The 25,845-nt window shown below is 71.1% G+C and carries 21 protein-coding genes, 1 tRNA gene and 1 riboswitch; of the genes, 14 read left to right on the plus strand and 8 right to left on the minus strand.

Annotation, left to right across the window (positions count from 1 at the left end):
• Positions 1-13: 13 nt before the first annotated feature.
• A complete protein-coding gene (locus OG406_RS23750; protein WP_164370918.1) occupies positions 14-1,219 on the minus strand; it encodes a globin domain-containing protein in 1,206 nt (401 codons plus the stop codon).
• Between the two features lie 156 nt (positions 1,220-1,375).
• Here OG406_RS23750 and OG406_RS23755 point away from each other — a divergent pair, with 156 nt between their 5' ends.
• The 9 genes from OG406_RS23755 to OG406_RS23795 all read left to right on the plus strand — a co-directional run bounded on the left by OG406_RS23755 (position 1,376) and on the right by OG406_RS23795 (position 12,205).
• Complete coding sequence (locus OG406_RS23755; RefSeq protein WP_266614331.1) at positions 1,376-2,752, plus strand: cytochrome P450 family protein; 1,377 nt, start codon at positions 1,376-1,378, stop codon at positions 2,750-2,752.
• 156 nt (positions 2,753-2,908) lie between these two features.
• Positions 2,909-3,892, plus strand: a complete 984-nt coding sequence (locus tag OG406_RS23760; RefSeq protein ID WP_329187644.1) for a transglycosylase family protein — start codon at positions 2,909-2,911, stop codon at positions 3,890-3,892.
• A 183-nt stretch (positions 3,893-4,075) separates the two neighbouring features.
• Positions 4,076-4,267: riboswitch (cyclic di-AMP (ydaO/yuaA leader) on the plus strand.
• 4 nt (positions 4,268-4,271) lie between these two features.
• Positions 4,272-4,970: a LysM peptidoglycan-binding domain-containing protein gene (locus tag OG406_RS23765; protein ID WP_266614329.1), complete on the plus strand. Its 699-nt coding sequence runs from the start codon at positions 4,272-4,274 to the stop codon at positions 4,968-4,970.
• A gap of 343 nt (positions 4,971-5,313) precedes the next feature.
• Positions 5,314-6,600, plus strand: a complete 1,287-nt coding sequence (gene eno, locus OG406_RS23770) for a phosphopyruvate hydratase (RefSeq protein WP_164370915.1) — start codon at positions 5,314-5,316, stop codon at positions 6,598-6,600.
• A 124-nt stretch (positions 6,601-6,724) separates the two neighbouring features.
• Positions 6,725-7,201: an FtsB family cell division protein gene (locus tag OG406_RS23775; RefSeq protein ID WP_329187648.1), complete on the plus strand. Its 477-nt coding sequence runs from the start codon at positions 6,725-6,727 to the stop codon at positions 7,199-7,201.
• A gap of 40 nt (positions 7,202-7,241) precedes the next feature.
• Positions 7,242-7,874: a DUF501 domain-containing protein gene (locus OG406_RS23780; protein ID WP_329187649.1), complete on the plus strand. Its 633-nt coding sequence runs from the start codon at positions 7,242-7,244 to the stop codon at positions 7,872-7,874.
• Complete coding sequence (locus OG406_RS23785) at positions 7,871-8,812, plus strand: Ppx/GppA phosphatase family protein (protein ID WP_329187651.1); 942 nt, start codon at positions 7,871-7,873, stop codon at positions 8,810-8,812. The genes OG406_RS23780 and OG406_RS23785 overlap by 4 nt, the downstream gene beginning before the upstream one ends.
• 456 nt (positions 8,813-9,268) lie before the next feature.
• Positions 9,269-10,663, plus strand: a complete 1,395-nt coding sequence (locus tag OG406_RS23790; RefSeq protein WP_164370913.1) for an NAD(P)/FAD-dependent oxidoreductase — start codon at positions 9,269-9,271, stop codon at positions 10,661-10,663.
• 252 nt (positions 10,664-10,915) lie between these two features.
• Positions 10,916-12,205: a cyclopropane-fatty-acyl-phospholipid synthase family protein gene (locus OG406_RS23795; protein WP_329187655.1), complete on the plus strand. Its 1,290-nt coding sequence runs from the start codon at positions 10,916-10,918 to the stop codon at positions 12,203-12,205.
• A 109-nt stretch (positions 12,206-12,314) separates the two neighbouring features.
• Here OG406_RS23795 and OG406_RS23800 read toward each other — a convergent pair whose 3' ends face one another.
• Together OG406_RS23800 and OG406_RS23805 are read right to left on the minus strand one after the other, a co-directional pair.
• On the minus strand, positions 12,315-14,843 hold the full coding sequence (locus tag OG406_RS23800) for an ABC transporter permease (RefSeq protein ID WP_266614326.1): 2,529 nt from the start codon (positions 14,841-14,843) through the stop codon (positions 12,315-12,317).
• A gap of 133 nt (positions 14,844-14,976) precedes the next feature.
• Positions 14,977-15,747 (minus strand): ABC transporter ATP-binding protein, encoded by a 771-nt coding sequence (locus OG406_RS23805; protein ID WP_164370910.1) that lies wholly within the window; start codon positions 15,745-15,747, stop codon positions 14,977-14,979.
• Positions 15,748-16,138: 391 nt separating this feature from the next.
• Here OG406_RS23805 and OG406_RS23810 point away from each other — a divergent pair.
• From OG406_RS23810 to OG406_RS23820, 3 genes are all read left to right on the plus strand, one after another.
• Positions 16,139-16,221: transfer RNA gene (locus tag OG406_RS23810), tRNA-Leu, on the plus strand.
• A gap of 148 nt (positions 16,222-16,369) precedes the next feature.
• A complete protein-coding gene (locus tag OG406_RS23815) occupies positions 16,370-17,575 on the plus strand; it encodes a 4-hydroxybenzoate 3-monooxygenase (RefSeq protein WP_267051023.1) in 1,206 nt (401 codons plus the stop codon).
• A 214-nt stretch (positions 17,576-17,789) separates the two neighbouring features.
• Positions 17,790-18,671: a Bax inhibitor-1/YccA family protein gene (locus OG406_RS23820; RefSeq protein ID WP_164370908.1), complete on the plus strand. Its 882-nt coding sequence runs from the start codon at positions 17,790-17,792 to the stop codon at positions 18,669-18,671.
• 107 nt (positions 18,672-18,778) lie between these two features.
• Here OG406_RS23820 and OG406_RS23825 read toward each other — a convergent pair whose 3' ends face one another.
• Positions 18,779-19,009: a DUF4287 domain-containing protein gene (locus OG406_RS23825; protein ID WP_081217692.1), complete on the minus strand. Its 231-nt coding sequence runs from the start codon at positions 19,007-19,009 to the stop codon at positions 18,779-18,781.
• Between the two features lie 104 nt (positions 19,010-19,113).
• On the opposite strand from OG406_RS23825, the gene OG406_RS23830 reads away from it, so the two are divergent.
• The gene (locus OG406_RS23830) at positions 19,114-19,425 is read left to right on the plus strand and encodes a hypothetical protein (RefSeq protein ID WP_266614320.1); all 312 of its coding nucleotides are present in this window, start codon (positions 19,114-19,116) and stop codon (positions 19,423-19,425) included.
• Between the two features lie 60 nt (positions 19,426-19,485).
• On the opposite strand, the gene OG406_RS23835 is transcribed toward OG406_RS23830, so the two are convergent.
• From OG406_RS23835 to OG406_RS23845, 3 genes are all read right to left on the minus strand, one after another.
• A complete protein-coding gene (locus tag OG406_RS23835) occupies positions 19,486-20,292 on the minus strand; it encodes a hypothetical protein (RefSeq protein WP_164370907.1) in 807 nt (268 codons plus the stop codon).
• Positions 20,293-20,586: 294 nt separating this feature from the next.
• Entirely contained in the window at positions 20,587-21,807 is a 1,221-nt protein-coding gene (locus OG406_RS23840; protein ID WP_164370906.1) for an acetyl-CoA C-acetyltransferase, read from the minus strand.
• A 450-nt stretch (positions 21,808-22,257) separates the two neighbouring features.
• Positions 22,258-23,283, minus strand: coding sequence for an SGNH/GDSL hydrolase family protein (locus tag OG406_RS23845; RefSeq protein ID WP_267051022.1), 1,026 nt, complete (start codon positions 23,281-23,283; stop codon positions 22,258-22,260).
• Positions 23,284-23,427: 144 nt separating this feature from the next.
• Between OG406_RS23845 and OG406_RS23850 the strand changes: the two genes are divergently transcribed.
• Positions 23,428-24,822, plus strand: a complete 1,395-nt coding sequence (locus OG406_RS23850; RefSeq protein ID WP_164370905.1) for a cystathionine beta-synthase — start codon at positions 23,428-23,430, stop codon at positions 24,820-24,822.
• A 469-nt stretch (positions 24,823-25,291) separates the two neighbouring features.
• On the opposite strand, the gene OG406_RS23855 is transcribed toward OG406_RS23850, so the two are convergent.
• The gene (locus tag OG406_RS23855) at positions 25,292-25,732 is read right to left on the minus strand and encodes a hypothetical protein (protein WP_266614315.1); all 441 of its coding nucleotides are present in this window, start codon (positions 25,730-25,732) and stop codon (positions 25,292-25,294) included.
• Between the last annotated feature and the right edge of the window lie 113 nt (positions 25,733-25,845).

Genomic DNA, 25,845 nt, shown 5'->3' on the forward strand with positions numbered 1-25,845 from the left:
CGGGCGGGGGAGTTCAGGCTCGCGGGGCGCGGCCGGTCGGGTTGTGCCAGCTCGGCCGCGGGCGGTCGAGGAGCCACTCCGCCGCGCCCAGCGGACGGTTCCCGCCGGTCGGCGGCAGCAGGTCGTGGAAGAGCCGGCCGTCCGGTGTGCCGAGGGAGGGCAGGGTGTCGGCGACCTCCTCGACGAGGTCGGGCGGCCCCGCGAGGTAGACGTCGTGCCGGGTCCAGCCCGCCCGGTTGCCGAGCGCGGTCAGCAGCCGTTCGGTCGCCTGGGCCTTGGGGCGGCCGGGCGCGGGGGTGATGTGGGTGACGGTGAGCCGGGGAAGCCGGGCCCGCAGGCGGTCCACGGAGGGCTGGTCGTAGAGGTACGCGATGTCGCGGGCGACGAGGAACAGGCGGGCCTCGTGGGCGGGTTCGAGCTGTTCCAGCAGGGCCTTCACGGGTGCCCAGCCGGTGCCGGCCGCGATGAGGGTCAGCGGGCGGTCCGCCGGGGTCCGCAGGGTGAGGCCGCCACCGGGCGCGCCGAGCCGCAGGACGTCGCCCACGCGGGTCTGGCGGACGAGAGCGGTGGAGAGCACTCCGCCCTCGACCCGGCTGACGTGCAGGTCGACGGTGCGGTCGGGCCGGGGCGCGTTGGCGAGGGAGTAGGGGCGCCAGATGCCCGGCAGATGCGGCGTGCTGACACTGACGTACTGGCCGGCGGAGTAGGTGAGGCGCTGCCGTGGCCGCAGGGTGAGGACCACGAGGTCGTCGCCGTGCCGGGTGCGGGCGACGATCTCCGCGTCCCACCAGCCGGGCTCGCCCTGGTGCTGGGCCTCCCAGGCGCCCTGGAGCATGATGTTCGCGATCGCCCCGTACGCCTCGGACCAGGCCTTCTCGGTCTCGCCGCTCCAGGCGGATCCGGCGACGGCCGCGAACGCCGCGATCAGGCTCGACCCCACCGCCGCGTAGTGGTCCGGCTGGGCCAGGTACTTGCGGTGGTCCCGTCCGAGATCCCGTAAGTAGTCGGGCAGTTCGGGGTCCTCGAGCCGGTCCATGACGAAGGTGAGCGCCGCGAACAGCCGGTCCCGCTGCCGCTCCATGTCCTCCGGGAAGTCCGTCGGGAACAGCTCGCGGAGTTCCGGGTGGTGCCGGAACAGGTGCGCGTAGAAGTACTTGACGGCGAACTCGGCCCGGCGCTCCACGACCGCGAAGCTGGACTTGAGTATTTCGGGGTCCACTGCGTGAATGTGGGAGCTGCCGAGCGGCCGAGTCAAACAGCCTCCGATGTGCGGACAGCCCCGGGCGAACCGGACGAGTGGCGCCCCGCCTCCGCGCGCGGCCCCCACGCGCGGGCCCGCCCCGGCGTTCCGGCCGCCGGCGGATACCGTCGGGGAGTGACCGAGCACGAGACCCCCGCGAGCCCCGCCCCCGAACTCTTCAGCTGGGAGTTCGCCACCGATCCCTACCCGGCGTACGCCTGGCTCAGGGAGCACGCGCCGGTGCACCGGACGCGGCTGCCCAGCGGGGTGGAGGCCTGGCTCGTCACGCGGTACGCCGACGCCCGGCAGACCCTCGCCGACCAGCGGCTCTCCAAGAACCCCGCGCACCACGACGGGTCCGCGCACGCGAAGGGCAGGACGGGGATCCCGGGGGAGCGCAAGGCCGAGCTGATGACGCATCTGCTGAACATCGACCCGCCGGACCACACCCGGCTGCGCCGGCTCGTCAGCAAGGCGTTCACCCCGCGGCGCGTCGCCGAGTTCTCCTCGCGGGTGCAGGAGTTGACGGACGATCTCATCGACGGGTTCGCGGAGAAGGGGTCGGCGGACCTCATCCACGAGTTCGCGTTCCCGCTTCCCATCTACGCCATCTGCGACATGCTCGGGGTCCCTCGCGAGGACCAGGACGACTTCCGGGACTGGGCGGGAATGATGATCCGGCACGGCGGCGGTCCGCGGGGCGGGGTCGCCCGCTCGGTCAAGAAGATGCGCGGGTATCTCGCCGAACTGATCCACCGCAAGCGGGAGGCGCTGCCCGCCGAGGCCGGGCCCGGCGAGGACCTCATCTCCGGACTCATCCGCGCCTCCGACCACGGTGAGCACCTCACGGAGAACGAGGCCGCCGCCATGGCCTTCATCCTGTTGTTCGCGGGGTTCGAGACCACGGTCAACCTGATCGGGAACGGCCTGTACGCCCTGCTGACCCACCCCGGGCAGCGGGCCCGCCTCCAGGCCTCCCTCGCGGCCGGGGAGAGCGGCCTGCTGGAGACGGGGGTGGAGGAACTCCTGCGCTACGACGGGCCCGTGGAGCTGGCCACCTGGCGGTTCGCGACCGAGAGCGTGCGGATCGGCGGCCAGGACATCGCCGCGGGCGACCCCGTGCTCGTCGTCCTCGCCGCCGCGGACCGCGACCCCGAACGCTTCGAGCAGCCGGACACCCTCGATCTCGCCCGGCGTGACAATCAGCACCTCGGCTACGGCCACGGCATCCACTACTGCCTGGGCGCGCCGCTCGCCCGGCTGGAGGGGCAGACCGCGCTGGCCACCCTCCTCACCCGGCTCCCCGACCTCCAACTCGCCGGAGATTCGGCCGATTTGCGATGGCGTGGCGGGCTCATTATGCGGGGATTGCGGACGCTTCCTGTGGAGTTCACCCCGGTCGGACAGTCCGGAACCGGTTCATCCGGAACGCCTGGTGACGGTGTGGGGCAGGACTCCCGCGGGCACCGGGAGGACGCCCGGCCGACCGACCCGACGGACGACGTCAACTGACACGCCGTCACAACTGTGATCTTCACGTGATCTGCGCTGCATCGACTTGTGACAAGCGTTCGAGTCCATATACGTTCACCCATCAATGCGGCCCCGGCGATCGTCACTTCGCCGTAGGTGCCGTAGTCACCCCGTTGTCACGCGAAAGGCTCCCGCATGCTCTCCGGGAACGGCCGTCACCGGCGCCCCCGTCAGGCCCCGGCCCTCATCGTCGCCGCAGGGGTGACCGGGTCCGCCATCGCGATCCCGCTCCTCGGGGCGTCGAGCGCGAGCGCGGCCGACGGGACCACCTGGGACCGGGTGGCCGAGTGCGAGAGCGGCGGCGCGTGGAGCGCCGACAGCGGCAACGGGTACTACGGCGGCCTCCAGCTCACCCAGGACAACTGGGAGCGGTACGGCGGTCTCGAGTACGCCCGGAGCGCCGACCAGGCCAGCCGCTCGCAGCAGATAGCCGTCGCCGAGAAGGTGCTCGACGGCCAGGGCCTCGTCGCCTGGCCGACCTGCGGACCGCTCTCCGGCCTCAGCAAGGACTCGGCCGGGGTCGACGTCGACACGGGCATGGGTGACGGCGCGTCGGACGACGCCGGCGACTCCGGTTCGAGCGGGCTGTCCACCTCGCCCAGCGCCTCCCCTTCCACCGAATCGTCCAGATCGTCGGATTCCTCCGGTGCGAGTGACACCGCCTCGCCGAAGGCGACCGAGAGCGGCACGAAGTCCGGCGGCTCACAGGACGCCAACAGCTCCGACAAGTCGGACAAGTCGACGTCCGATGCATCAGAGTCGGACAAGTCGGGCCGCAGTGACGCCTCTTCGGAGCCCTCCGGGGACGCGTCCACCGCGGCCGGACGGCACCGCGGCGGCAGCGCCGACGAGGACGGGGCGGACGCGGCGACCGACAGCCGTACCGACGGCACTGCCGGGCGGCACGCCTCGCGCGGTTCGGACGACGCGCGTGACGCCGGCGACGGCACCTACGTCGTGCGCTCCGGCGACAACCTCTGGAAGATCGCCGACGCCCTCGACGTCACGGGCGGATGGGCCGACCTGTACGCCGCCAACGAGAAGACCGTGGGCATCGACCCGGACCTCATCCTGCCCGGTCAGAGCCTTGCTGTTGATAGCGAATCGGTCGAAAAGTAGCGGGAGTTCACGTCACGGTTCGCCGTGGAATGTCCGGTTTGGTGCGAGTGAGACATGAGTCTCAGAAGCCCTGATCGTCTTTGAAATTCAGGCGATCGACTGCTTACGGTCGTGACCGCTCGCCACAGCGGGCCCCGACGGTCGCAACGCCGAATCCTGCCAGCGGCCGTACGGGAACAGTCGTCGCGTCAAGCGCCGTAGGCAGGAGCGGGGGACCCAAGGTAAGTGCCGCGACCGGGAGTTGAGAGACGCCCGGGGACGGCTTGGGGTAAAGCCGCACGCCGTGGTTCCGAGACGGGACCGGGGACGTGCGGCCGGGCAACTCAACCGGCCCGAACCCGACAGCTCACCTCGCAGGCGTCGGTGAGGGGATCTCTCGATGCTGTTTTCCAGCAAGGGCAAGCACCGCCGTCCGAACAAGGCCACCCGGGTCGCCACGCTCGCCGGTGTCACCGGTGTCGCCATCGCCGCGCCGCTGATGGCCGCGGGCAACGCCTCCGCCGCGACCGGCTCCGAGTGGGACGCCGTCGCCCAGTGCGAGTCCGGCGGCAACTGGTCGATCAACACCGGCAACGGGTACTACGGCGGCCTGCAGTTCTCGTCCTCCACCTGGGCCGCGTACGGCGGCACCGCGTACGCCTCCACCGCCGACCAGGCCTCGAAGTCGCAGCAGATAGCCGTCGGCGAGAAGGTCCTCGCCGCGCAGGGCAAGGGTGCCTGGCCGACCTGCGGCACCGGCCTGTCGAGCGCCGCCTACAGCGGTGGCAGCTCCACCCCCGCGGCGCCGTCGACCTCCTCCGGCTCCTCGTCGGCCGGCAGCTCGCAGGACCGCACGTCCGAGCAGCCCGCCTCCCGTTCGCAGGAGCGCCCGGCCGCCAAGAAGACCGTCACCACCCCGACCGGCAAGAAGGTCGAGAAGGGCGACGGCGAGTACAAGGTCGTCAAGGGTGACACCCTCAGCTCGATCGCCCAGAAGCACCACGTCAAGGGCGGCTGGCAGAAGCTGTTCAAGCTGAACCACGACATCGTGGACGACGCCGACTTCATCTTCCCGGGCCAGCAGCTCCACCTGCACTGAGCGAGGCCGCACACCGGCCGGACGTGGTCGCCCTCGGCGGACGGCGACCACCACCCGGCCCGGCGGCTCCGCCCGGCTGAACGACAGCCCCTCGCGGGCCCGGTCCCCGGGCCTGATCCCCACCGAGGGTTCCCGTCCCCACGGGCTCCCCGCTCCGGCGCGTGTTCCCCCGTACGCGCCGGAGCGGGGTTTTTCATCTCGTTTTTGTTCCGATCGGGAACAATATGTACCCCGAGTTCTGCCCAAGGGGTGGTCGATCGGCTGGCCGATCCCTCCGGGCCGGTTAGGCTCGTCCCGCAGGACTAGCCAAGCCCTGCGTATTCGCGTCACATCCCAGAAGGAGATGCTCGTGCCGTCCATCGACGTCGTCGTAGCCCGGGAAATCCTGGACTCCCGAGGCAACCCCACGGTCGAGGTCGAGGTCGGCCTCGACGACGGCAGCACGGGTCGTGCCGCCGTTCCGTCCGGCGCCTCCACCGGTGCCTTCGAGGCCATCGAGCTCCGTGACGGTGACCCCAACCGTTACCAGGGCAAGGGTGTCGAGAAGGCCGTCCTCGCCGTCATCGAGCAGATCGGCCCGGAGCTCGTCGGCTACGACGCCACCGAGCAGCGCCTGATCGACCAGGCGATGTTCGACCTGGACGCCACCGACAACAAGGGCTCGCTCGGCGCCAACGCGATCCTCGGCGTCTCGCTCGCCGTCGCGCACGCCGCCTCCGAGGCGTCCGACCTGCCGCTCTTCCGCTACCTGGGCGGCCCGAACGCGCACCTGCTGCCCGTTCCGATGATGAACATCCTGAACGGCGGGTCGCACGCCGACTCGAACGTGGACATCCAGGAGTTCATGATCGCCCCGATCGGCGCGGAGTCGTTCTCGGAGGCCCTGCGCTGGGGCGCCGAGATCTACCACACGCTCAAGAAGGTGCTGAAGACCAAGGGCTTGTCGACCGGCCTCGGTGACGAGGGCGGCTTCGCCCCGAACCTGGAGTCCAACCGCGCCGCCCTCGACCTCATCGTCGAGGCCATCAAGCAGGCCGGTTACATCCCCGGTGAGCAGATCGGCCTCGCGCTCGACGTCGCCGCGTCCGAGTTCTACAAGGACGGCAAGTACGAGTTCGAGGGCAAGTCCCGCTCGGCCGCCGAGATGACGGAGTACTACGAGGAGCTCGTCTCCGCGTACCCGCTCGTCTCCATCGAGGACCCGCTGTACGAGGACGACTGGGCCGGCTGGAAGGTCATCACCGACCGGCTGGGCGACAAGGTCCAGATCGTCGGCGACGACCTCTTCGTCACCAACCCGGAGCGTCTGGCCCGCGGCATCGAGGAGGGCTCCGCCAACGCCCTGCTCGTCAAGGTCAACCAGATCGGCTCGCTGACCGAGACGCTGGACGCCGTCGAGCTGGCCCAGCGCAACGGCTTCAAGTGCATGATGTCCCACCGCTCCGGCGAGACCGAGGACGTCACCATCGCCGACCTCGCGGTCGCCGTGAACTGCGGCCAGATCAAGACCGGCGCCCCGGCTCGCTCGGACCGCGTCGCCAAGTACAACCAGCTGCTGCGCATCGAGGAGATCCTCGACGACGCCGCGGTGTACGCCGGCCGCAGCGCCTTCCCCCGCTTCAAGGGCTGAGCACCACCCGCTCCTTAGGAAGCGTCGTACGTACGTCCCCGTACTCGGTCCCGTACCGTGTGCGGGGACGTACGCACGTGACGGGCCCGCACCACGGTGGGCCGGTACTGGGGAGGCGGGACTCATGGCCGTGAAGGACCGGGACCGGTTCTCCACCTCGACCAGGCTCAAGCTGCTCGGCGAGCAGACGGCGGCCCGGGTCTACCGCTCCCAGACCAAACGGCAGGCCCGCCGTTCCCGGCTCACCGGCCGGGCCGCGCTCCTCGCTCTCGTCCTGTGCTCCCTGATCGTCGCGCTCGCCTATCCCATGCGGCAGTACGTCTCCCAGCGTGCCGAGGTCGCCGACCTGGAGCACCGTCAGGAGCAGGCCCGTCAGCGGGTCGAGCAACTGCGTGACCTGAAGGCCCGCTGGCAGGACGACGCGTACGCCGAGCACCAGATCCGGCAGCGGCTGCACTACGTCATGCCGGGCGAGAACGGCTACATCGTGGTCGACCCGGACGCGGCGAAGCAGGCCCGCGCCGGCCAGGGTGCCGCCGACCGCCCCTGGTACACCAACGTCTGGGACGGCGTGGACAAGTCCGACGCCGCCGACCAGTGACGAACCCCTGAACTGACCAGAAAGACACGTGACTCACGGCATGGAAACGCCACCGCCGACCACCCCGCGCACCGAGCCCACCGACGCCGACGTCGAGGCCTTCAAGCAGCAGCTCGGCCGGCCGCCGCGCGGGCTGCGCGCGATCGCGCACCGCTGCCCCTGCGGTCAGCCCGACGTGGTGGAGACGGCGCCCCGCCTCCCCGACGGCACCCCCTTCCCGACCACGTACTACCTGACGTGCCCCCGGGCGGCGTCCGCGATCGGGACCCTGGAGGCCAACGGGGTCATGAAGGAGATGACGGACCGGCTGGCGACCGACCCGGAACTGGCCGCCGCCTACCGCGCCGCCCACGAGGACTACATCGCGCGCCGTGACGCCATCGAGGTCCTGGCGGGCTTCCCGAGCGCGGGCGGCATGCCGGACCGGGTCAAGTGCCTGCACGTCCTCGTCGCCCACTCGCTGGCCGCGGGACCGGGCGTGAACCCGCTCGGCGACGAGACCATCGCGATGCTGCCGGAGTGGTGGCGCAAGGGAGCGTGCGTGACGGTCCCCGGCGCGCCGGCCGGCGAGGGGTGGCAGACGGGGACGACGGAGGACGGCACCGGCCACTTCGCCGTGAAGCCCGTGGAGGCCGCTGAGACCGCCGAGCCCGTCGAAGGTGACGGCCGGTGACCCGCGTCGCCGCGATCGACTGCGGTACGAACTCGATCCGCCTGCTGGTCGCCGACGCGGACCCGGAGACCGGGGAACTCGTCGACCTGGACCGCCGGATGACCATCGTCCGGCTCGGCCAGGGCGTCGACCGGACGGGACGGCTCGCCCCGGAGGCGCTGGAGCGGACGTTCGCCGCGTGCCGCGAGTACGCCGCCGTCATCAAGGAGCACGGCGCCGAGCGGCTCCGCTTCGTGGCCACCTCCGCCTCCCGGGACGCCGAGAACCGCGACGACTTCGTGCGCGGCGTCCTCGACATCCTCGGCGTCGAACCCGAGGTCATCAGCGGGGACCAGGAGGCGGAGTTCTCCTTCACCGGCGCGACCCTGGAACTGAAGGGCAGCGACGACCTGGCCAAGCCGTACCTCGTGGTGGACATCGGCGGCGGCTCGACCGAGTTCGTGGTCGGCGCCGACACGGTGCGCGCGGCACGCTCCGTGGACGTCGGCTGCGTGCGGATGACGGAGCGGCACCTCGTGTACGACGGCGGCGTCACCGACCCGCCCACCGCCGAGCAGGTCGCGGCCATGCGCGCCGACATCGAGGCGGCCCTCGACCTCGCCGCCGAGACCGTCCCGCTGCGCGAGGCACGCACGCTCGTCGGCCTGGCGGGCTCGGTCACCACGGTCTCGGCGATCGCCCAGGAGCTGCCCGCCTACGACCCCGCGGCCATCCACCACTCGCGGATCCCCGTCGAGCGGGTCCGCGAGATCACCGAGTGGCTGCTGCGCTCCACCCACGCCGAGCGCGCGGCCGTCCCCTCCATGCATCCGGGGCGCGTCGACGTGATCGGCGCGGGCGCCCTGGTCCTCCTGTCGATCATGGAGCGCACCGGCGCCCGGGAGGTCGTCGTGAGCGAGCACGACATCCTCGACGGCATCGCCTGGTCGGTGGCCTAGGCCGGTCGCCCGGGCGGTGGCCTGGGTCTCCTTTGCTACCGATCAGTAGCCTCGGCTGAGCAGGTCGGCTAGCGTATGAGCGGGTCCGAGGGGGTCGGGAGAGCCCCTCGGGCGCACCGCGCCGAGAAAGTTCGTGAAGTTCTTCACAAGGAAAAAACCCCTGCTGGGCGTGGAAGGGGCCGGTTGGGCCTCCGAGCGGGGTCCGGTCACCCCCGGAGCGGGTTCAACGGCGCGTTGCGGGCGCGTTTCCGGTCGGTGAAACAGAGGAGTTGCCCACTGGGCCGAACGGGTCGGAGTGCAGCTCACGCGGTGTTGACAAGGGTACGAACCGTACGCGTGCCGCCCTCGCGGACCATGACCTCGATCATGCGAGCCGCGCAGTGTAGCAGAGCACCTGCCCAAGCTTGTGAAGGGGCGCACGAGCGACCCCCCATGACCGGGTGGATACTCGATGGCATGAGCACCACGGAGCGTCCCAGGATCCTCGTAGTAGGCGGTGGGTACGTAGGCCTGTACGCAGCTCGGCGCATTCTCAAGAAGATGCGCTACGGAGAGGCGACCGTCACGGTCGTCGACCCCCGGTCGTACATGACCTACCAGCCCTTCCTCCCCGAAGCCGCCGCCGGCAGCATCTCCCCTCGGCACGTCGTCGTCCCGCTGCGACGCGTGCTGCCGAAGGCGGAGGTCCTCACCGGCCGGGTCACCACCATCGACCAGGACCGCAAGGTAGCCACGATCGCCCCCCTCGTGGGCGAGGCGTACGAGCTGCCTTTCGACTACCTCGTCATCGCGATGGGCGCGGTCTCCCGCACCTTCCCGATCCCCGGCCTCGCCGAGCAGGGCATCGGCATGAAGGGCATCGAGGAGGCCATCGGCCTGCGCAACCACGTCCTCGAGCAGCTCGACAAGGCTGACTCCACCACGGACGAGGACGTCCGCCGCAAGGCGCTGACCTTCGTCTTCGTGGGCGGCGGATTCGCCGGCGCCGAGACCATCGGCGAGGTCGAGGACATGGCCCGCGACGCGGCCAAGTACTACAGCAGCGTGTCCCGCGAGGACATGCGCTTCATCCTCGTCGACGCCGCGGACAAGATCCTCCCCGAGGTCGGTCCGAAGCTCGGTCAGTACGGCAAGGAGCACCTGGAGAGCCGCGGTGTGGAGATCTACCTCTCCACCTCCATGGACTCCTGCGTCGACGGTCACGTGGTGCTGAAGAACGGCCTCGAGGTCGACTCCAACACCATCGTGTGGACGGCCGGCGTCAAGCCGAACCCCGTTCTCTCCCGCTTCGGTCTGCCGCTGGGCCCGCGCGGTCACGTGGACACGCAGACCACCCTCCAGGTGCAGGGCACGGACTACATCTGGGCCGCGGGCGACAACGCCCAGGTGCCGGACATGGCCGCCCGCAAGGCCGGCGTCGAGAACGCCTGGTGCCCGCCGAACGCCCAGCACGCGCTGCGTCAGGCCAAGGTGCTCGGCGACAACGTGGTCTCCGGTATGCGGGGCTTCCCGCAGAAGGAGTACGCGCACTCCAACAAGGGTGCGGTGGCCGGTCTCGGCCTCCACAAGGGCGTCGCGATGATCGTCATGGGCAAGATGAAGATCAAGCTCAAGGGCCGTCTCGCCTGGTACATGCACCGTGGCTACCACGGTCTGGCCATGCCGACCTGGAACCGCAAGATCCGCGTCTTCGCGGACTGGACGCTCGCCATGTTCCTCAAGCGCGAGGTGGTCTCGCTCGGCGCCATGGAGACGCCGCGCGAGGAGTTCTACGAGGCTGCCAAGCCGGCTCCGGCCGCCGCGGCCCCGGCGTCCGCCGCCAAGTCCGAGGAGAAGGCCAAGGCCTCCTGACCGAGGTCCGCCGACCTCCGGTCACCGAACGCCCCGAAGGGGCCGCCCGCCATCCGTGGTGCGGGCGGCCCCTTCGGCGTTCCCGGGGGCTGTCCGCCGGCCGGGCGGACAGCCGGGGCGAACCGGCACAGAAAGCATGGTGTGTACACGTATTTTGCCAAGCCGTGACGCGAGGAGGGGACTGCGCGAGGGGCGGGTAGGTGTTTACGTGGTGTTGGAGCGTTCGGGAGTGTTGTCTCGGAGGTGTACGTCATGCAGGACGCCGCGCCGCGGCTGAAGAGCCTTGTCGAACAGTTGATGGGAGCTCCGCTCCCGCTGCGCATCCGTGCCTGGGACGGTTCCGAGGCCGGGCCGCCCGGCGCTCCGGCACTCGTCGTGCGCAACCGCCGGGCCCTGCGCCGGCTGCTGTGGAAGCCGGGCGAGCTGGGCCTCGCGCGGGCCTGGGTCTCCGGCGACCTGGGCGTGGAGGGCGACCTCTACACCGCCCTCGGCCACCTGTCCGGGCTGGTCTGGGAACGGGGCGAGGACGCCCGGGGGCTCGGCGAGGCCCTGCGCGACCCGGAGGTGCGTGCCGCGGTGCGCGGGCTGGTGAAGCTGGCCGGGCCGCCGCTGCCGCCCGCGCCGCCCGCGGAGGAGATGCGCAGACGCCGCCACCTGCACACCAAGCGCAGCGACAGACGCGCCATCAGCCACCACTACGACGTGGGCAACGACTTCTACGAGATCGTCCTCGGCCCCTCGATGGTCTACTCGTGCGCCTACTGGCAGGACGGCGGCACCCTGGAGTGTGCCCAGCGCGACAAGCTCGGACTCATCGCCCGCAAGCTCGACCTGAAGCCCGGTCAGCGGCTCCTCGACGTCGGCTGCGGCTGGGGCTCGATGGCCATTCACGCCGCCCGCGAGCACGGCGTGACCGTGGTCGGGGTGACGCTGTCCCAGGAGCAGGCCGCCTACGCCCGCAAGCGGGTCGCCGAGGAGGGCTTGACCGACAAGGTGGAGATCCGGGTGCAGGACTACCGGGACGTCACCGACGGGCCCTTCGACGCGATCTCCTCCATCGGGATGGCCGAACACGTGGGCGCCGAGCGCTACCTGGAGTACGCCGAGGTGCTGAACCGCCTGCTCAGGCCCGGCGGACGGCTTCTGAACCACCAGATCGGCCGGCGGCCCCGGCGCGACGAGTCGGCGTACGCCGTCGACGAGTTCATCGACGCCTACGTCTTCCCCGACGGCGAACTCGCGCCCGTCGGCACCACCGTGACCCAGCTGGAGCGGGCCGGGTTCGAGGTGCGCGACGTGGAGTCCATCCGTGAGCACTACGCGCTCACGCTGCGCCGCTGGGTCGCCAACCTGGAGGCCGACTGGACCCGCGCCGTCCACCTCACGAGCCCCGGCCGCGCCCGGGTCTGGCGGCTGTACATGGCGGCCAGCGCCCTGGCCTTCGAGCGCAACAACATCGGCGTCAACCAGGTCCTGGCGGTGAAGACACCGGAGGGAACCGGAGCGTCCGGGATGCCGCTGCGGGCGAGAACCTGGAACTGACCCCGGGGACGGCCGGGCAGCAGCCCGCGGTGCCCCAAGGGTGAGAGCCCCGTTCCGTGTCGGGAACGGGGCCCTCACCCCTCGTGCGTCCGGTCGTGCGCCCGGGCCGCTACTCCGACTTGATGGCCGTCAGCATGTTCAGGCGGGCCGCGCGGCGGGCCGGCCACAGCGCCGCGAGCACGCCCACCGCCGCCGCGAGGAGGAGGAAGACCGCCATCCGGCCCCAGGGCAGCACCAGTTCGTACGTCGGCATCTTGCTGCCGATCAGCTCCCCGGCCGCCCAGCCGAAGAACACGCCGAGACCGATCCCGAGGACACCGCCGAAGAGCGAGATGACCAGGGACTCCAGCCGGACCATCCGCTTGATGCCCTTGCGGTCCAGGCCGATCGCGCGGAGCATCCCGATCTCCTGCGAGCGCTCGAAGACCGACATCGCGAGGGTGTTGATGACGCCGAGGACGGCGACGATCACGGCCATCGCGAGCAGTCCGTAGAGCATGTTGAGCATCAGCGTGAACATCTTGGCGATGCTGTCGGAGAGGTCCTTCTTGCTCTGGACCTGGATCGCCGGGTTGTCGCCGAGGGCCTTCTCCAGCCGGTTCTTGGCCGCGTCCGAGGCGCCGCCCGCCGTCTTCACCATGACCTGCATGTCGGAGACGCGGCTCTGGTGCGGGGCGAGCGTGGCGTTGTCCAGGATGATGCCCCGGATCAGCTCGTTGCCCTCGTAGACCCCGGCGACGGTCAGGTTCTGCCGCTTGCCGTCCTCGTAGGAGACGCGGAAGGCGGAGCCGGCCTTCCAGCCGTGCGACGCGGCCGTGTCCGCGTCGACCACCACGCGCGGGCCGCCGACCGTGAACGAGCCGTCCTTGACGGTGAGATCGGTGAGCTTGCCGATGGCCGCGCCGTTGACGCCGGTCAGGTACTCGGTCTGCCGGTCGATGCGGGAGGGCGCGTTGCGCAGCGGGCTGACGTCGGTGACCCCGTCGGCCCCGGTGAGCTTCTTCTCGACGTCCGGGGAGAGCGAGTTGCCGTTCGCCATCGAGACGACGTAGTCCGCGCTGACCGCCGAACTGGCCATCTTGTCGATCGACTTCTGCAGACTGCCCGCCATCACCGTCATACCGGTGATCAGGGTGAGGCCGATCATCAGCGCCGAGGCGGTGGCCGCCGTACGGCGCGGGTTGCGCACCGAGTTCTGCCGGGCCAGCTTCCCCGAGATGCCGAAGATCCGCAGGACGGGGGCCGCCGCGGCGATCAGCGGGCGGGACAGCAGCGGGGTGAGGACGAAGACGCCGATGATGAGCAGGACCGCGCCGAAGCCCATCGGGGCCTGGCCGTCCGAGCCGTCCATCGTCGTCGCGGCCAGGACGACGGCGACACCGGCGGCGGCGAACAGGGCGCCGATCGTGTTCCGCAGCACCAGGGACTTCGTCGTCGCCTTCGCGTGCACGCTGCTCATCGCGGCGACGGGCGGGATCTTCGCGGCCCGGCGGCCGGGCAGCCAGGCGGCGAGCATCGTGATGAGGACGCCGACGAGCAGCGCGGTGGCGACCGTGCCGGGGGACACGACGAGCGGGCCGTCCGGGACGGTGGCGCCGAGCGTGCCCATCAGGGAGCGCATGCCCGCGCCGATGCCGATGCCCGCGGCGAGTCCGGTGACCGCGGCGACCGCGCCGACCACGAAGGCCTCGAGCAGCACGGACCGGGTGACCTGGCGGCGGGAGGCGCCGACCGCGCGCAGCAGGGCCAGCTCCTTGGTGCGCTGCGCGACCAGCATGGTGAACGTGTTCGCGATGATGAACGTGCCGACGAAGAGCGCGATCCCGGCGAAGACGAGCAGGCCCGTCTTCATGCCGCTCATCGACGAGGAGATCATCTCGGCCTGGTCGTCGGCGAGTTGCCGGCCGGTGGTCGTGGACGCGACCTCCTTGGGCACGACCTCGTCGAGCGCGGTGCGCAGCGCCGTCTGGCTGGTGCCGGCGGCGGCCTTCACGTCGATCTCGTCGTACGAGCCGACGGAGTGGAACAGCTTCTGGGCGGTCTCCGTGTCGAACAGCGCGAGGCTGCCGCCCGCGGCGACGTTGCCGTCGTCGGTGGTGAAGATGCCGGTGACGACGGGTTCGAGGACGGGACCGTCGACCGACAGCCGGACGGTGTCGCCGACGTGGTAGCCGGCGCGCTGCGCGGTCTCGGCGTCGATCGCCACCTCGCCGGTGCCGTGCGGGGCGTGACCGGCCGTCAGCGGGTAGCGGGGGTCCTTGTCGCCCCAGTAGTTGCCGCCCTGCGACTGGAATCCGCCGCCGATGAGCTTGCCGTCCTTGTCGGCGATGGCGGTGAAGCCGTCGACCACGCCGATGGCGGAGGCGGCGCCCGGTGTCCGGGCCGCCTTGTCGAGCAGCGGCCGGGTCAGCTTGTGGGTCGCGCCGACGGTGTCTCCCCTGTCCTCGGCGCTCTCCGGGCGGATGGCGACGTCGACCTGGTCGAAGCCCTTGGCGGAGCTCTTCTGGTAGGCGTCCGAGATGGTGTTGGTGAAGACCAGGGTCCCCGACACGAACGCCACGCCGAGCAGTACGGCGAGCACGGTCATCAGGAGCCTGGCCTTGTGCGCGAGCACGGTGCGCAAGGCGGTACGGAACATGGGTCTTCTCAGTCCAGGAGTCGCAGGAGGGCGCGGGAGGCCGCGAGCGGGCGCGGCAGGGTCGGAACGGTGCGGGGCGCCGAGGAGGAGCGGGGTGCCGGGGCCCGTGCGGCGGTGGGCCGTCCGGCCGGGGTCAGCTCGTGCGGACCTTGCCGTCGAACTGCTTCATACGGTCGAGGACGGAGTCGGCGGTCGGCTCGTACACCTCGTCGACGATCCGGCCGTCGGCGAGGAAGACGACCCGGTCCGCGTAGGCGGCGGCCACCGGGTCGTGAGTCACCATCACCACGGTCTGCCCCAGTTCCCGCACCGAGTTGCGCAGGAAGCCGAGGACCTCGGCGCCGGAGCGCGAGTCGAGGTTTCCGGTCGGCTCGTCGCCGAAGATGATGTCGGGCCGGGAGGCGAGGGCGCGGGCCACCGCGACGCGCTGCTGCTGGCCGCCGGAGAGCTGCGACGGGCGGTGGCCCAGCCGGTCGGCGAGGCCGATCATCCGGATCACCGTGTCCAGCCACTGCTTGTCGGGCTTGCGGCCCGCGATGTCCATCGGGAGCGTGATGTTCTCCAGGGCGGTCAGCGTGGGCAGCAGGTTGAACGCCTGGAAGATGAAGCCGATCTTGTCCCGGCGCAGCTTCGTGAGCTGCTTGTCCTTGAGGGAGCCGAGTTCGGTGTCGCCGATGCGCACCGATCCCGAGGAGAAGGTGTCCAGGCCGGCCACGCAGTGCATCAGCGTGGACTTGCCCGAGCCGGAGGGGCCCATGATCGCGGTGAACTCGGCCTGGCGGAAGCTGACGGAGACCTGGTCGAGGGCGACCACCTGGGTCTCGCCCTGCCCGTAGACCTTCGACAGTTCCGTGGCGCGGGCTGCGACCGCGGTGCTTGTGCCGGCGAGGGGAGTGGTGGTCACGGGAGGGTGCTCCTGTCGGGACGACGAGTTGTGCGAGGGACGGATTCCATCGTCCGTGCCGATCCGCGCCCCGGAGTCAGCCGCTGTTCCGGTTCCGGGGGCAGACTCCGGTCGCACCGCGAGCCGTTGTGTCATACCTGGGGATGACGGCTCTGCCCTGAGGGTCCTCCGGGTCGCGCTCCGCCGGGGGACCGCCCGGACGGTGAAATTCCGTCATTCCGTATACGGGGGCCGCGGCCGTCGGAAAGGCTGTTGGCAAGTGCTGATGGCCCTTACCCGGTGCTGATGCACCCTCAGACGTCAATAAAATAAGACAACATCGGTTCGCCCGGCCGCTGTTCGGGGGGCGGGCCCCGATAGGCTCGGAGTCTCGATGCGGGGCTCATGGCCTGCCCGGATGGTGGAATGCAGACACGGCGAGCTTAAACCTCGCTGCCCCTCGCGGGCGTGCCGGTTCAAGTCCGGCTCCGGGCACCTCCGATCTTCCCCTTGCTCCTGCTCACCCCTCCCCCGTGCCTGCCGGCCGGCCGTTGACAGCGGTCGTGCGGCGGCGGAGACTCCCTTCCGGGAAAGGTGAAGGAAATTTCACCAGGCGAACAAGGGGAAGCGAAGGGGCGTGCCGATGCGTACCACCGTGGGGATCGTCGGGGCCGGTCCGGCGGGGCTGCTGCTGGCCCGGCTGCTGCACCGCGCCGGGATCGACGCCGTGGTCCTGGAGAGCCGGGACCGCGCCTATGTGGAGCAGCGGCAGCGGGCGGGGATCCTGGAGCAGGGCACCGTCGACGTGCTCCGCGCCGCCGGCGCCGGGGAGCGGATGGACCGGGAGGGGCTGCGCCACGACGGGATCGAGCTGCGGCACGCCGGCCGGCGGCACCGGATCGACTTCCCGGCGCTCACCGGCGGACGGTCCGTGATGGTGTACGCGCAGACCGAGGTGTGCAAGGACCTCATCGCGCTCCAGCTCAAGGAGGGCGGTCCGCTGCTCTTCGGGGCCGAGGCGCTCGCCGTGGAGGGTGCCGAGGGCGACCGGCCCCGCGTGCGGTTCCGGCACGAGGGACGCGAGGACGTCCTGGAGTGCGACTACGTCGTCGGCTGCGACGGCTTCTGGGGCGTCGCCCGCAAGGCCGTGCCCGCGGCGCTCAGCCGCGTCTTCGAGCGGACCTACCCGTTCGCCTGGCTCGGCATCCTCGCCGACGTGCCGCCCTCGCACGACGAACTCGTCTACGCCCGCCACGACCGCGGCTTCGCCCTGCTCAGCATGCGCTCGCCCACCGTCTCCCGGCTCTATCTCCAGGTGCCCGAGGGAACCGATCCCGCGGCCTGGGGCGACGAGGAGATCTGGGACGAGCTGGAGCGGCGCCTGGCGACCACCGACGGATGGCGGCTGCGCCGGGGTCCCGTCACGGCGAAGTCCGTCACCCCCATGCGGAGCCACGTCCACGAGCCGATGCGGCACGGTCGGCTCTTCCTCGCCGGCGACGCGGCCCACATCGTGCCGCCGACCGGCGCCAAGGGCCTCAACCTCGCCGTCGGCGACGTCGTGACCTTCGCGCGCGCCCTCGTCCACCTCCGGGACACCGGATCGGCCGCCCTGCTCGACTCCTACGGCGAGACCTGTCTCGGCCGGGTCTGGCAGGCCGAGCGGTTCTCGTACGACATGACGACCCTGCTGCACCGCGACCCCGCCGCGAGCCCCTTCGAGGAGCGCCTCCAGCTCGCCCGCCTGGAGCGGCTCGCCACCTCCCGGTCGGCGGCGGCCGACCTCGCGGAGGGCTACACGGGCTTCCCCTTCGAGGCCGCGGCACCGGGCGGGACGCCCAGGCCGTAGGCGCGGCGGAACAAGAAGGGATCAAGGGCGGTTGACAGGGCACGTGAGCCGTCGAAGCCGGTGGTCACGGCTTCGTACCAGTACGGGCGTGCGTGGGGGCACACGCGTACGGTGGCACCACAAGGGAAAGATCCTCCCCAAGCACTAGGGTCAGTCCTTTGCCTACCTATTACTCTTGAGCCAAGGCCACGCAGGGTGGCCATGGAGGAGTGAAATGAGGAGCAGTAACCCGGTCTTCTCGCGACGGGGGTTCAGCCGCGACAACGGCTACGCGGGCTTCAACGCGGCGCCGCAGGCCGGGGGACCCGCTGTCGGCACGCAGGGGAACCCGTACGCCCAGCAGGGCGGCAACCCCTACGCGCAGAACCCGTACGCACAGCAGGACCTTCAGTACGGCGCCCCGCCGCAGGCCCCGGCCTCCGCCGGCCGTATGACGATGGACGACGTCGTCATGCGCTCGGCCATGACCCTCGGCACCGTCGTCGTGGGTGCCGTCCTGGCCTGGGCGCTGCTGCCGGTCTCCAGCACCAGCTACGGCCTGGCCATCGGCTCGGCGCTCGTCGCCTTCGTGCTGGCGATGGTGCAGTCGTTCAAGCGCAAGGCCACCCCGGCCCTGATCATCGGGTACGCCGCCTTCGAGGGTGTCTTCCTCGGGGTCCTCAGCGAGATGTACAACTCGCAGTGGTCCGGCGCGCCCTTCCAGGCCGTGCTCGGCACCATGGCGGTCACCGGCGCCACCCTCCTCGTCTACAAGGCGGGCTGGATCCGGGTCACCGCGCGGTACGCGCGCATCGGCATGACCATCGCCATCGCGTTCGTCGTCGTCCTGGCGGTGAACCTGCTGCTGGTCGCCTTCGGTGTCGCCCCGGACGGCGGTCTGCGCAGCAGCGGCCCGCTCGGCGCGATCGTCGGCATCCTGGCGATCCTGATCGGCGCCTTCTTCCTCACCCTCGACTTCAAGCAGATCGAGGACGGCATCGCCTACGGCGCGCCGAAGGACGAGGCGTGGCTGGCCGCGTTCGGCCTGACCCTCACGCTCGTGTGGATCTACGTCGAGATGCTGCGGCTGGTCGCCATCTTCAGCGGCGACGACTAGCGGCGCCGGCGGCCCTCGCGGCCGTCGACCGACACGAAGGGCCCGCGGACCTCACCGGTTCGCGGGCCCTTCGTCGTGGGTGCCGGTCGTCTCGGTCGTGCGCGCGCTCACCGGAGGTTGCGCGCGGCCCTCCTCAGGTCGTACTCGTGAATGATCGCCTTGGCGTGGCCGTACGCGAGGTCGTGCTCGGCGCGGAGCCAGCTCACCTTCTCCTCGAAGCGGAAGAGGGAGGGGCCTTCGTCGACGGTGCGGATCCAGTCGGAGATCTCACGACCGGTGCAATGGGGGATGCGGGCGAGCAGATTGCGATGGGTCTCCTCGGAGAAGACGTGGGACATCGGCGCCTCCGGACGCAAAGGGGATGTAAGCCGGTCCTTCACGCCACCGTGCCTGAGCGTTGGGTTGTTGGCAACAGTCCCGCCGCTGCGCGTAGTCTCGCGGCGTGCTGGATACGACGCCGTTGACCCGAGCCGTGGACCACTTCGCCGACCGGCTGCGCGCCGCGCCGCAGAGCCGCCTGCAACGCGGTGCGGCGGCCGAGGCCCTGGGCCTGGCCAGGGAGTTCGCACTGCGCACCCAGCGGGTCGAGGACCCCGCGGGGGAGCCGCGGGAGATGCCCGACGCCGGGATGTTCGCCGCCGCCGACCAAATCACCGTCGCCGCGCACGACTTGGCGCTCGTACTGAAGGACGAGGACGAACTGGCCGAAGCGGTCACGCTCGTCGCGGAGGCACAGAAACGCGCCGGGGTCTGATCCAGGGGATCGACTCCGGCGCGCGGTGTGCCGCTCGGTGGGGCGCTCGTGGCGCCGACGTCACAGGGACGCTATGACGCGGTCCGCCAGGATGTACACGTTCTCCTCGCCGAAGGCGAAGGTCAGGGCGTACGCGCCCGAGACGCCGGAGCCGCCCAGCAGGACCGGGGTCTCACCGGCGTCCAGCGCGGCGGCGAGCTGCTCGGCGGTCTCGCGGTGGCCCGGGGTCATGCACAGCGTGGTGCCGTCGGCGAAGACGTAGACGTCGAGCGTGCCGAGCGGGCCGGGACGGACGTCCGCCAGCTCCGTACGGGACTCGGCGAGCTCCTCCAGGCAGGCCACCGTGCGTTCGTGGTCGTCGACCACGGGTGACTGCACGGGGACGAAGTCCGGATGCGAGGGGTGCCGGCGGCGGGCCGCGGCGAGTTCCGGCGAGTCGCCGGAGGTGGCGCCCTGGAGGAAGTCCTCGACGTCGGGACCGGCCTCGGTCACCGGCTCCAGGTGCTCCAGGCCCACGAAGTCCGAGTGGCGCGGCAGGAACAGCTCACTGTCGGGCAGGCCGAGCAGCGAGGGCGCGTCGGAGGCGTCCCGCGCCTCCTGGGCGGCCCAGAAGGCCCGCGCCTCGGCGAGCTCGCGCTCCCTCTCCTCGGCGAGCGCCTCGGCCACGGCCGTGCGTATCTCGTCCGCGTCGGCCGCTCCACGCGCCGCGGGCACGAGGCCGCGCGCGTCACCGGCGCGGCTCTCTACCAGTTCGTTGTGCAGGGCCGCGACCTGCCGGCGCAGACCCCGCAGGGTGCGCAGAGCGGCGACGCCCACGGCCGCGGTGGCGGCGGTGGTGAGCAGCAAAGCAATCGGCATGGCGCTCACTGACGTACTCCCGGTTCAAAGTCGGCCCCCGACTTCCTACATCAGCTTGAAGGGCGAACCACCAAACTGTCAGTGCGTAACGTCACAAATGGGACAGGACTTTGGGGCCGGGGTTTAGCCACGTAACCACTTTGACCTGCGCGAACGCCGGTCGGGAGGGACATAGGTCACATCTTGGATGGGATTGGATCACAAATCGGCCCAGAGCCCCGGTGGTTGTGGGAGTCTGGGCCGTTTCGGTCACCGTGCGTTCAACTCCCGTCACCCACAGGGTGACGGGAGTTCGCGGGTGTCCTAGCTGAGGCGCTCGATGACCATCGCCATGCCCTGGCCGCCGCCGACGCACATGGTCTCCAGGCCGAACTGCTTGTCGTGGAACTGGAGGCTGTTGATGAGCGTGCCGGTGATGCGGGCGCCGGTCATGCCGAAGGGGTGGCCGACGGCGATGGCGCCGCCGTTCACGTTCAGCTTGTCCAGCGGGATCTCCAGGTCGCGGTAGCTCGGGATCACCTGGGCGGCGAAGGCCTCGTTGATCTCGAACAGGTCTATGTCGCCCACGGTGAGTCCGGCGCGGCGCAGCGCCTGCTTGCTGGCCTCCACCGGGCCGAGGCCCATGATCTCGGGGGACAGGCCGGTGACGCCGGTCGAGACGATGCGGGCGAGCGGGGTCAGGCCGAGCTCGCGGGCCTTCGTGTCCGACATGATCACGAGGGCGGCGGCGCCGTCGTTCAGCGGGCAGCAGTTGGCGGCGGTGACCATGCCGTCGGGGCGGAAGACGGGCTTGAGGCCCTGGACGCCCTCCAGCGTCACCCCCGCGCGCGGGCCGTCGTCCTTGCTGACGACCGTGCCGTCCGGGGTGGTGATCGGGGTGATCTCCCGCTCCCAGAAGCCGTTCTTGACGGCTTCCTCGGCGAGGTTCTGCGAGCGGACGCCGAACTCGTCCATGTCCTGGCGGGTGACGCCCTTGAGGCGGGCCAGGTTCTCGGCGGTCTGGCCCATCGCGATGTACGCGTCCGGGATCAGGCCGTCCTCGCGCGGGTCGTGCCAGGACGAGCCCTCCGACTGCGCGACCTCGACCGTGCGGGCCTCGGCGTCGGCGAAGAGCGGGTTGTGGGTGTCCGGCATGCCGTCGGAGGTGCCCTTGACCGACCGCGACACCATCTCGACGCCCGCCGAGATGAAGACGTCGCCCTCGCCGGCCTTGATGGCGTGCAGGGCCATGCGGGAGGTCTGGAGCGAGGAGGAACAGTAACGGGTGATCGTGCAGCCGGGGAGGTGGTCCATCCCCATCTGCACGGCCACGATCCGGGCGAGGTTGTGGCCCTGCTCGCCGCCGGGGAGGCCGCAGCCGAGCATCAGGTCGTCGATGTCCCTCGGGTCGAGCCCGGGGACCTTGGCCAGGGCGGCCTCGATGATCGTGGCGGTCAGGTCGTCGGGACGCACGTCCTTCAGGGAGCCCTTGAAGGCGCGGCCGATCGGGGAGCGGGCGGCTGAGACGATCACGGCTTCGGGCATCACGGCTCCATTGGCGCTCTGGGATGTGTACAGGGCTGCTTGGGAAGTTACCCGCACGTACCGCCCGGGTCACCGGTCTCGACGTGTGACACGGGCCGCACTTTCCAAGCGCTTGCTTTTTTCTGGCGGGGGCGCCTTGGGGGAGGGGGGTCCGCTTTCCCCGCCGGGTTTCATCGGCGGCCCGGCGCTGGTGTCCCCCCCACCTGGGGCTCCGCCCCAGACCCCGCTCCTCAAACGCCGGAGGGGCTGAATTTCCCTCCCCTCGGCCGAGCCCCCAGGGGCGCGGGGAACTGCGCGAACGGTGCGGCTCCCGGGGCCGCGCTTCTCGATGCCGGCCGGGGTGGGATGCCCAGGGGCGCGGGGAACTGCGCGAGCAGGCCCCCGCGCCCGCGGGCGACAGCGGGGTGGGCCGGGCGGGGGCAGGTCGACCCGGCCCGGGCCCGGGCGAGGTCAGGGCGAGGGGGCCGGGGTCGGGTCTGTGGCGGGGAGGCGGCGGCGTCGGCGGCGTTTGAGGAGGGCCCAGGGGCCGCGAGGCCCCGTCGGCATCGCGGCGGCCACCTCCGTGCCGGGCTCGGACGCCGCCTCCGCGGCGGCCCGCGCGACCGGCAGGAACCCCTCGTTGCGCGAGACGTCCGGCCGCTCCTCCTCCGGCCACAGACTCAGCGCGGCGCACACCGTGGGCAGCAGCGCCATGGCCGCCGTCGCGTACCCCTCGGCCGAGGGGTGGTAGTGGTCGGGCCCGAACAGCTCCCGCGGATTCGCCTCGAACTCGGGCCCCAGCAGGTCGCCCAGCGACACCGTGCGCCCACCCTGCTCGACCGTGCCGATCGTCTGCGCCGCGGCCAGCTGACGGGACGCCCGCCGGGCGAGCCACCGCAGCGGCTGCTGGACCTGCTCGACCGTCCCGAGGTCGGGACACGTGCCGACGACCACCTCCGCGCCGGCCGTCCGCAGCCGCCGTACCGCGGCCGACAGATGGCGCACGGACCGCGTCGGCGGCATCCGGTGCGTCACGTCGTTCGCGCCGACCATGATCACGCAGATGTCCGGCAGCGGGGAGCCGTCCGTCAGGGCGAGCGCCACCTGCCGGTCCAGGTCGTCCGACTGGGCCCCGGGCAGCGCCACGTTGCACAGCTCCACCGGCCGCTCCGCCACCGCCGCGAGCCCCGACGCCAGCAGCGCCCCCGGCGTCTGGCGGGCCCGCCGCACACCCTGGCCCGCGGCCGTGGAGTCACCGAGCATCATCAGACGCAGCGGCGGCTCGTCAGGGGAGGCGCCCGCGTAGTCGTACCCGTACAGACCGTCCGCGCGCGGGGCGTACGGAGCGTGTCCGTTGCCCACGTGCCGTTTCGCCAGCTGCACCTCCGCCAGCACCAGACCGACGGCCGCCGCGCCCACCAGCCCGACCCCGCCACCGCCGTACGCCGCTCCCGCAGCGATCCGCCGGGCCACCCTCGCCCTCGACAAGCTCGACATCCGTCGCCGCCACCTCCTCGTAGCCGTACAACCACTGCTTGCCCCGAAGAGGAGGTCGGCCAATCTCAACGGGGCGTGAACGCCTGCCCAGGGCCGTAGGCTGACGGGACCATTCCTGTAAAAAACGCAGCTCCGGAGACAACGGTGCAATTCCACGACTCGATGATCAGCCTCGTCGGCAACACCCCGCTGCTGAGGCTCAACAACGTGACCGCGGGCATCCAGGCGACCGTCCTGGCGAAGGTCGAGTACTTCAACCCCGGCGGTTCCGTGAAGGACCGCATCGCCCTGCGCATGATCGAGGCCGCCGAGGAGAGCGGCGCCCTCAAGCCGGGCGGCACGATCGTCGAGCCGACCAGTGGTAACACCGGTGTCGGCCTCGCCATCGTGGCGCAGCAGAAGGGGTACAAGTGCATCTTCGTGTGCCCCGACAAGGTCTCCACCGACAAGATCAACGTGCTGCGCGCGTACGGGGCGGAGGTCGTGGTCTGCCCCACCGCCGTGGACCCGGAGCACCCGGACTCGTACTACAACGTCTCCGACCGGCTGGTCCGTGAGACGCCCGGAGCCTGGAAGCCCGACCAGTACTCCAACCCGAACAACCCCCTGTCGCACTATCACTCGACCGGCCCCGAGCTGTGGGACCAGACGGAGGGGAAGATCACCCATTTCGTCGCGGGTGTGGGCACCGGCGGGACCATCTCCGGCACCGGCCGGTACCTGAAGGACGCCAGCGACGGCAGGGTCCAGGTCGTCGGCGCCGACCCCGAGGGGTCCGTCTACTCCGGCGGTTCGGGCCGCCCGTACCTCGTCGAGGGCGTCGGTGAGGACTTCTGGCCGACCGCGTACGACCGTACGGTCGCCGACGAGATCGTCGCCGTGTCCGACAAGGACTCCTTCCAGATGACGCGCCGCCTCGCCAAGGAGGAGGGCCTGCTCGTCGGCGGCTCCTGCGGCATGGCCGTGGTCGCCGCGCTGCGCGTGGCCGAGCGCCTCGGCCCGGACGACGTCGTCGTGGTGCTGCTCCCCGACAGCGGGCGCGGCTACCTCAGCAAGATCTTCAACGACGAGTGGATGGCCGACTACGGCTTCCTGGAGGACACCGGCCCGAACGCGCGCGTCGCCGACGTGCTGAAGGACAAGGCGCACGGCTCCATCCCGTCCCTCGTCCACATGCACCCGGAGGAGAGCGTCGGCGAGGCCATCGAGGTGCTGCGCGAGTACGGCGTCTCGCAGATGCCGATCGTGAAGCCGGGCGCCGGCCACCCGGACGTGATGGCCGCCGAGGTCATCGGTTCGGTCGTGGAGCGCGAGCTGCTCGACGCGCTGTTCACCCAGCGGGCCTCGCTGAACGACCCGCTGGAGAAGCACATGTCGGCGCCGCTGCCGCAGGTCGGTTCCGGTGAGCCGGTCGGCGACCTGATGTCCGTGCTCGGCACCGCCGACGCCGCGATCGTGCTCGTCGAGGGCAAGCCCACCGGCGTCGTCAGCCGTCAGGACCTGCTGTCCTTCCTGGCCAAGGGCGGCACCCGCCAGTAGCCCGGACCGGCTGTTCAGGACGCACGACACCGTCCCGGTGTCGTGCGTCCGTGCGTTCGGGGGGCCCGTACCGGATCAGCTGACGGATCTTCCCGGCCCGTCCGGGGCGAACTTCGCGGAAGTGGTACGAGCGCGTCACGTCCACGCAGCACCCGCTTAACACGCGTCCGGCACATTGGTGGATGTCGGCAGGGCGGGAGCGGCTCCCCGCCCCGGCCGACGCCAAAACGGCGCCAAGGACCTCCGGAGCGGCTCCCGGACCTCCATGGACGCCAAGGACGCGCACGCCCGGCCCTGACCCGGCACGCGTCCCTCGCGGGGACCGCCGTCGTCCCGCCCCCCGGTAACGGGGGTGCGGCGGTCCCCGCGCTATACGTCACGAGGGCCCGGTACTCGGATCGACCGAGTACCGGGCCCTCACGTGTGTCCGTCGTCCAGAGCCCCGGAGAGTCCCGTGCGGCGTGCGGTCCTAGTCCTCCCAGTCCGAGCCGCCCCGGCCGGACCTGCGGCGGCCGAAGAAGTCCGGGGACAGGCGCGCCGCCTGCACCACGTTCACCCCGACGATGCCGACCCAGGCGACGAGCAGTCCCTTCAGGCCCGCGACCCCGCCGCCGATCCCGGACAGCGGGACGGCGAGCACGAGGGAGACGATCCCGAAGCCGAACCGCTCGCCCCAGGAGTCGGACGACTGGGGCGAACGCGCGCCGCGCGCCGCCACCATCTGCTGCTCGGCGAGCTGACGCCGCACCCGGCGGTCGACCGCTCCGTCGAGGCGCTGCTCGACCTTCTCCAGGAACGAGTCGACGAGCGCGGACTCGTACTCGTCGCCGAGTTCCCTGCGCGCGTGCAGGGTGGCGTCGAGTTCCTTCTTCAGTTCGGCGTCGTCGTGGCGGGCATCCATACCGGTCATGCCTCTCACGTTAGGCAGCCGCGGGCCCCGTGGCACTGGGGTTAGCCCCCCTGTTACGGCGGGGCTGACCCCCCGGGTCCCTTGCCCGCCCTGCATACCGTCATGCAGAGTTC

The organism is Streptomyces sp. NBC_01428, from assembly GCF_036231965.1.
In the GTDB taxonomy this organism is placed as follows: Bacteria; Actinomycetota; Actinomycetes; order Streptomycetales; family Streptomycetaceae; genus Streptomyces.

Coding starts and splice junctions, on each gene's coding strand:
- OG406_RS23760 (WP_329187644.1), top strand. CDS start 2,909: ATGCTCTCCGGGAACGGCCGTCACCGGCGCCCCCGTCAGGCCCCGGCC.
- OG406_RS23765 (WP_266614329.1), top strand. CDS start 4,272: ATGCTGTTTTCCAGCAAGGGCAAGCACCGCCGTCCGAACAAGGCCACC.
- eno (WP_164370915.1), top strand. CDS start 5,314: ATGCTCGTGCCGTCCATCGACGTCGTCGTAGCCCGGGAAATCCTGGAC.
- OG406_RS23775 (WP_329187648.1), top strand. CDS start 6,725: ATGGCCGTGAAGGACCGGGACCGGTTCTCCACCTCGACCAGGCTCAAG.
- OG406_RS23780 (WP_329187649.1), top strand. CDS start 7,242: ATGGAAACGCCACCGCCGACCACCCCGCGCACCGAGCCCACCGACGCC.
- OG406_RS23790 (WP_164370913.1), top strand. CDS start 9,269: ATGAGCACCACGGAGCGTCCCAGGATCCTCGTAGTAGGCGGTGGGTAC.
- OG406_RS23795 (WP_329187655.1), top strand. CDS start 10,916: ATGCAGGACGCCGCGCCGCGGCTGAAGAGCCTTGTCGAACAGTTGATG.
- OG406_RS23800 (WP_266614326.1), bottom strand. CDS start 14,843: ATGTTCCGTACCGCCTTGCGCACCGTGCTCGCGCACAAGGCCAGGCTC.
- OG406_RS23815 (WP_267051023.1), top strand. CDS start 16,370: ATGCGTACCACCGTGGGGATCGTCGGGGCCGGTCCGGCGGGGCTGCTG.
- OG406_RS23820 (WP_164370908.1), top strand. CDS start 17,790: ATGAGGAGCAGTAACCCGGTCTTCTCGCGACGGGGGTTCAGCCGCGAC.
- OG406_RS23825 (WP_081217692.1), bottom strand. CDS start 19,009: ATGTCCCACGTCTTCTCCGAGGAGACCCATCGCAATCTGCTCGCCCGC.
- OG406_RS23840 (WP_164370906.1), bottom strand. CDS start 21,807: ATGCCCGAAGCCGTGATCGTCTCAGCCGCCCGCTCCCCGATCGGCCGC.
- OG406_RS23845 (WP_267051022.1), bottom strand. CDS start 23,283: ATGTCGAGCTTGTCGAGGGCGAGGGTGGCCCGGCGGATCGCTGCGGGA.
- OG406_RS23855 (WP_266614315.1), bottom strand. CDS start 25,732: ATGACCGGTATGGATGCCCGCCACGACGACGCCGAACTGAAGAAGGAA.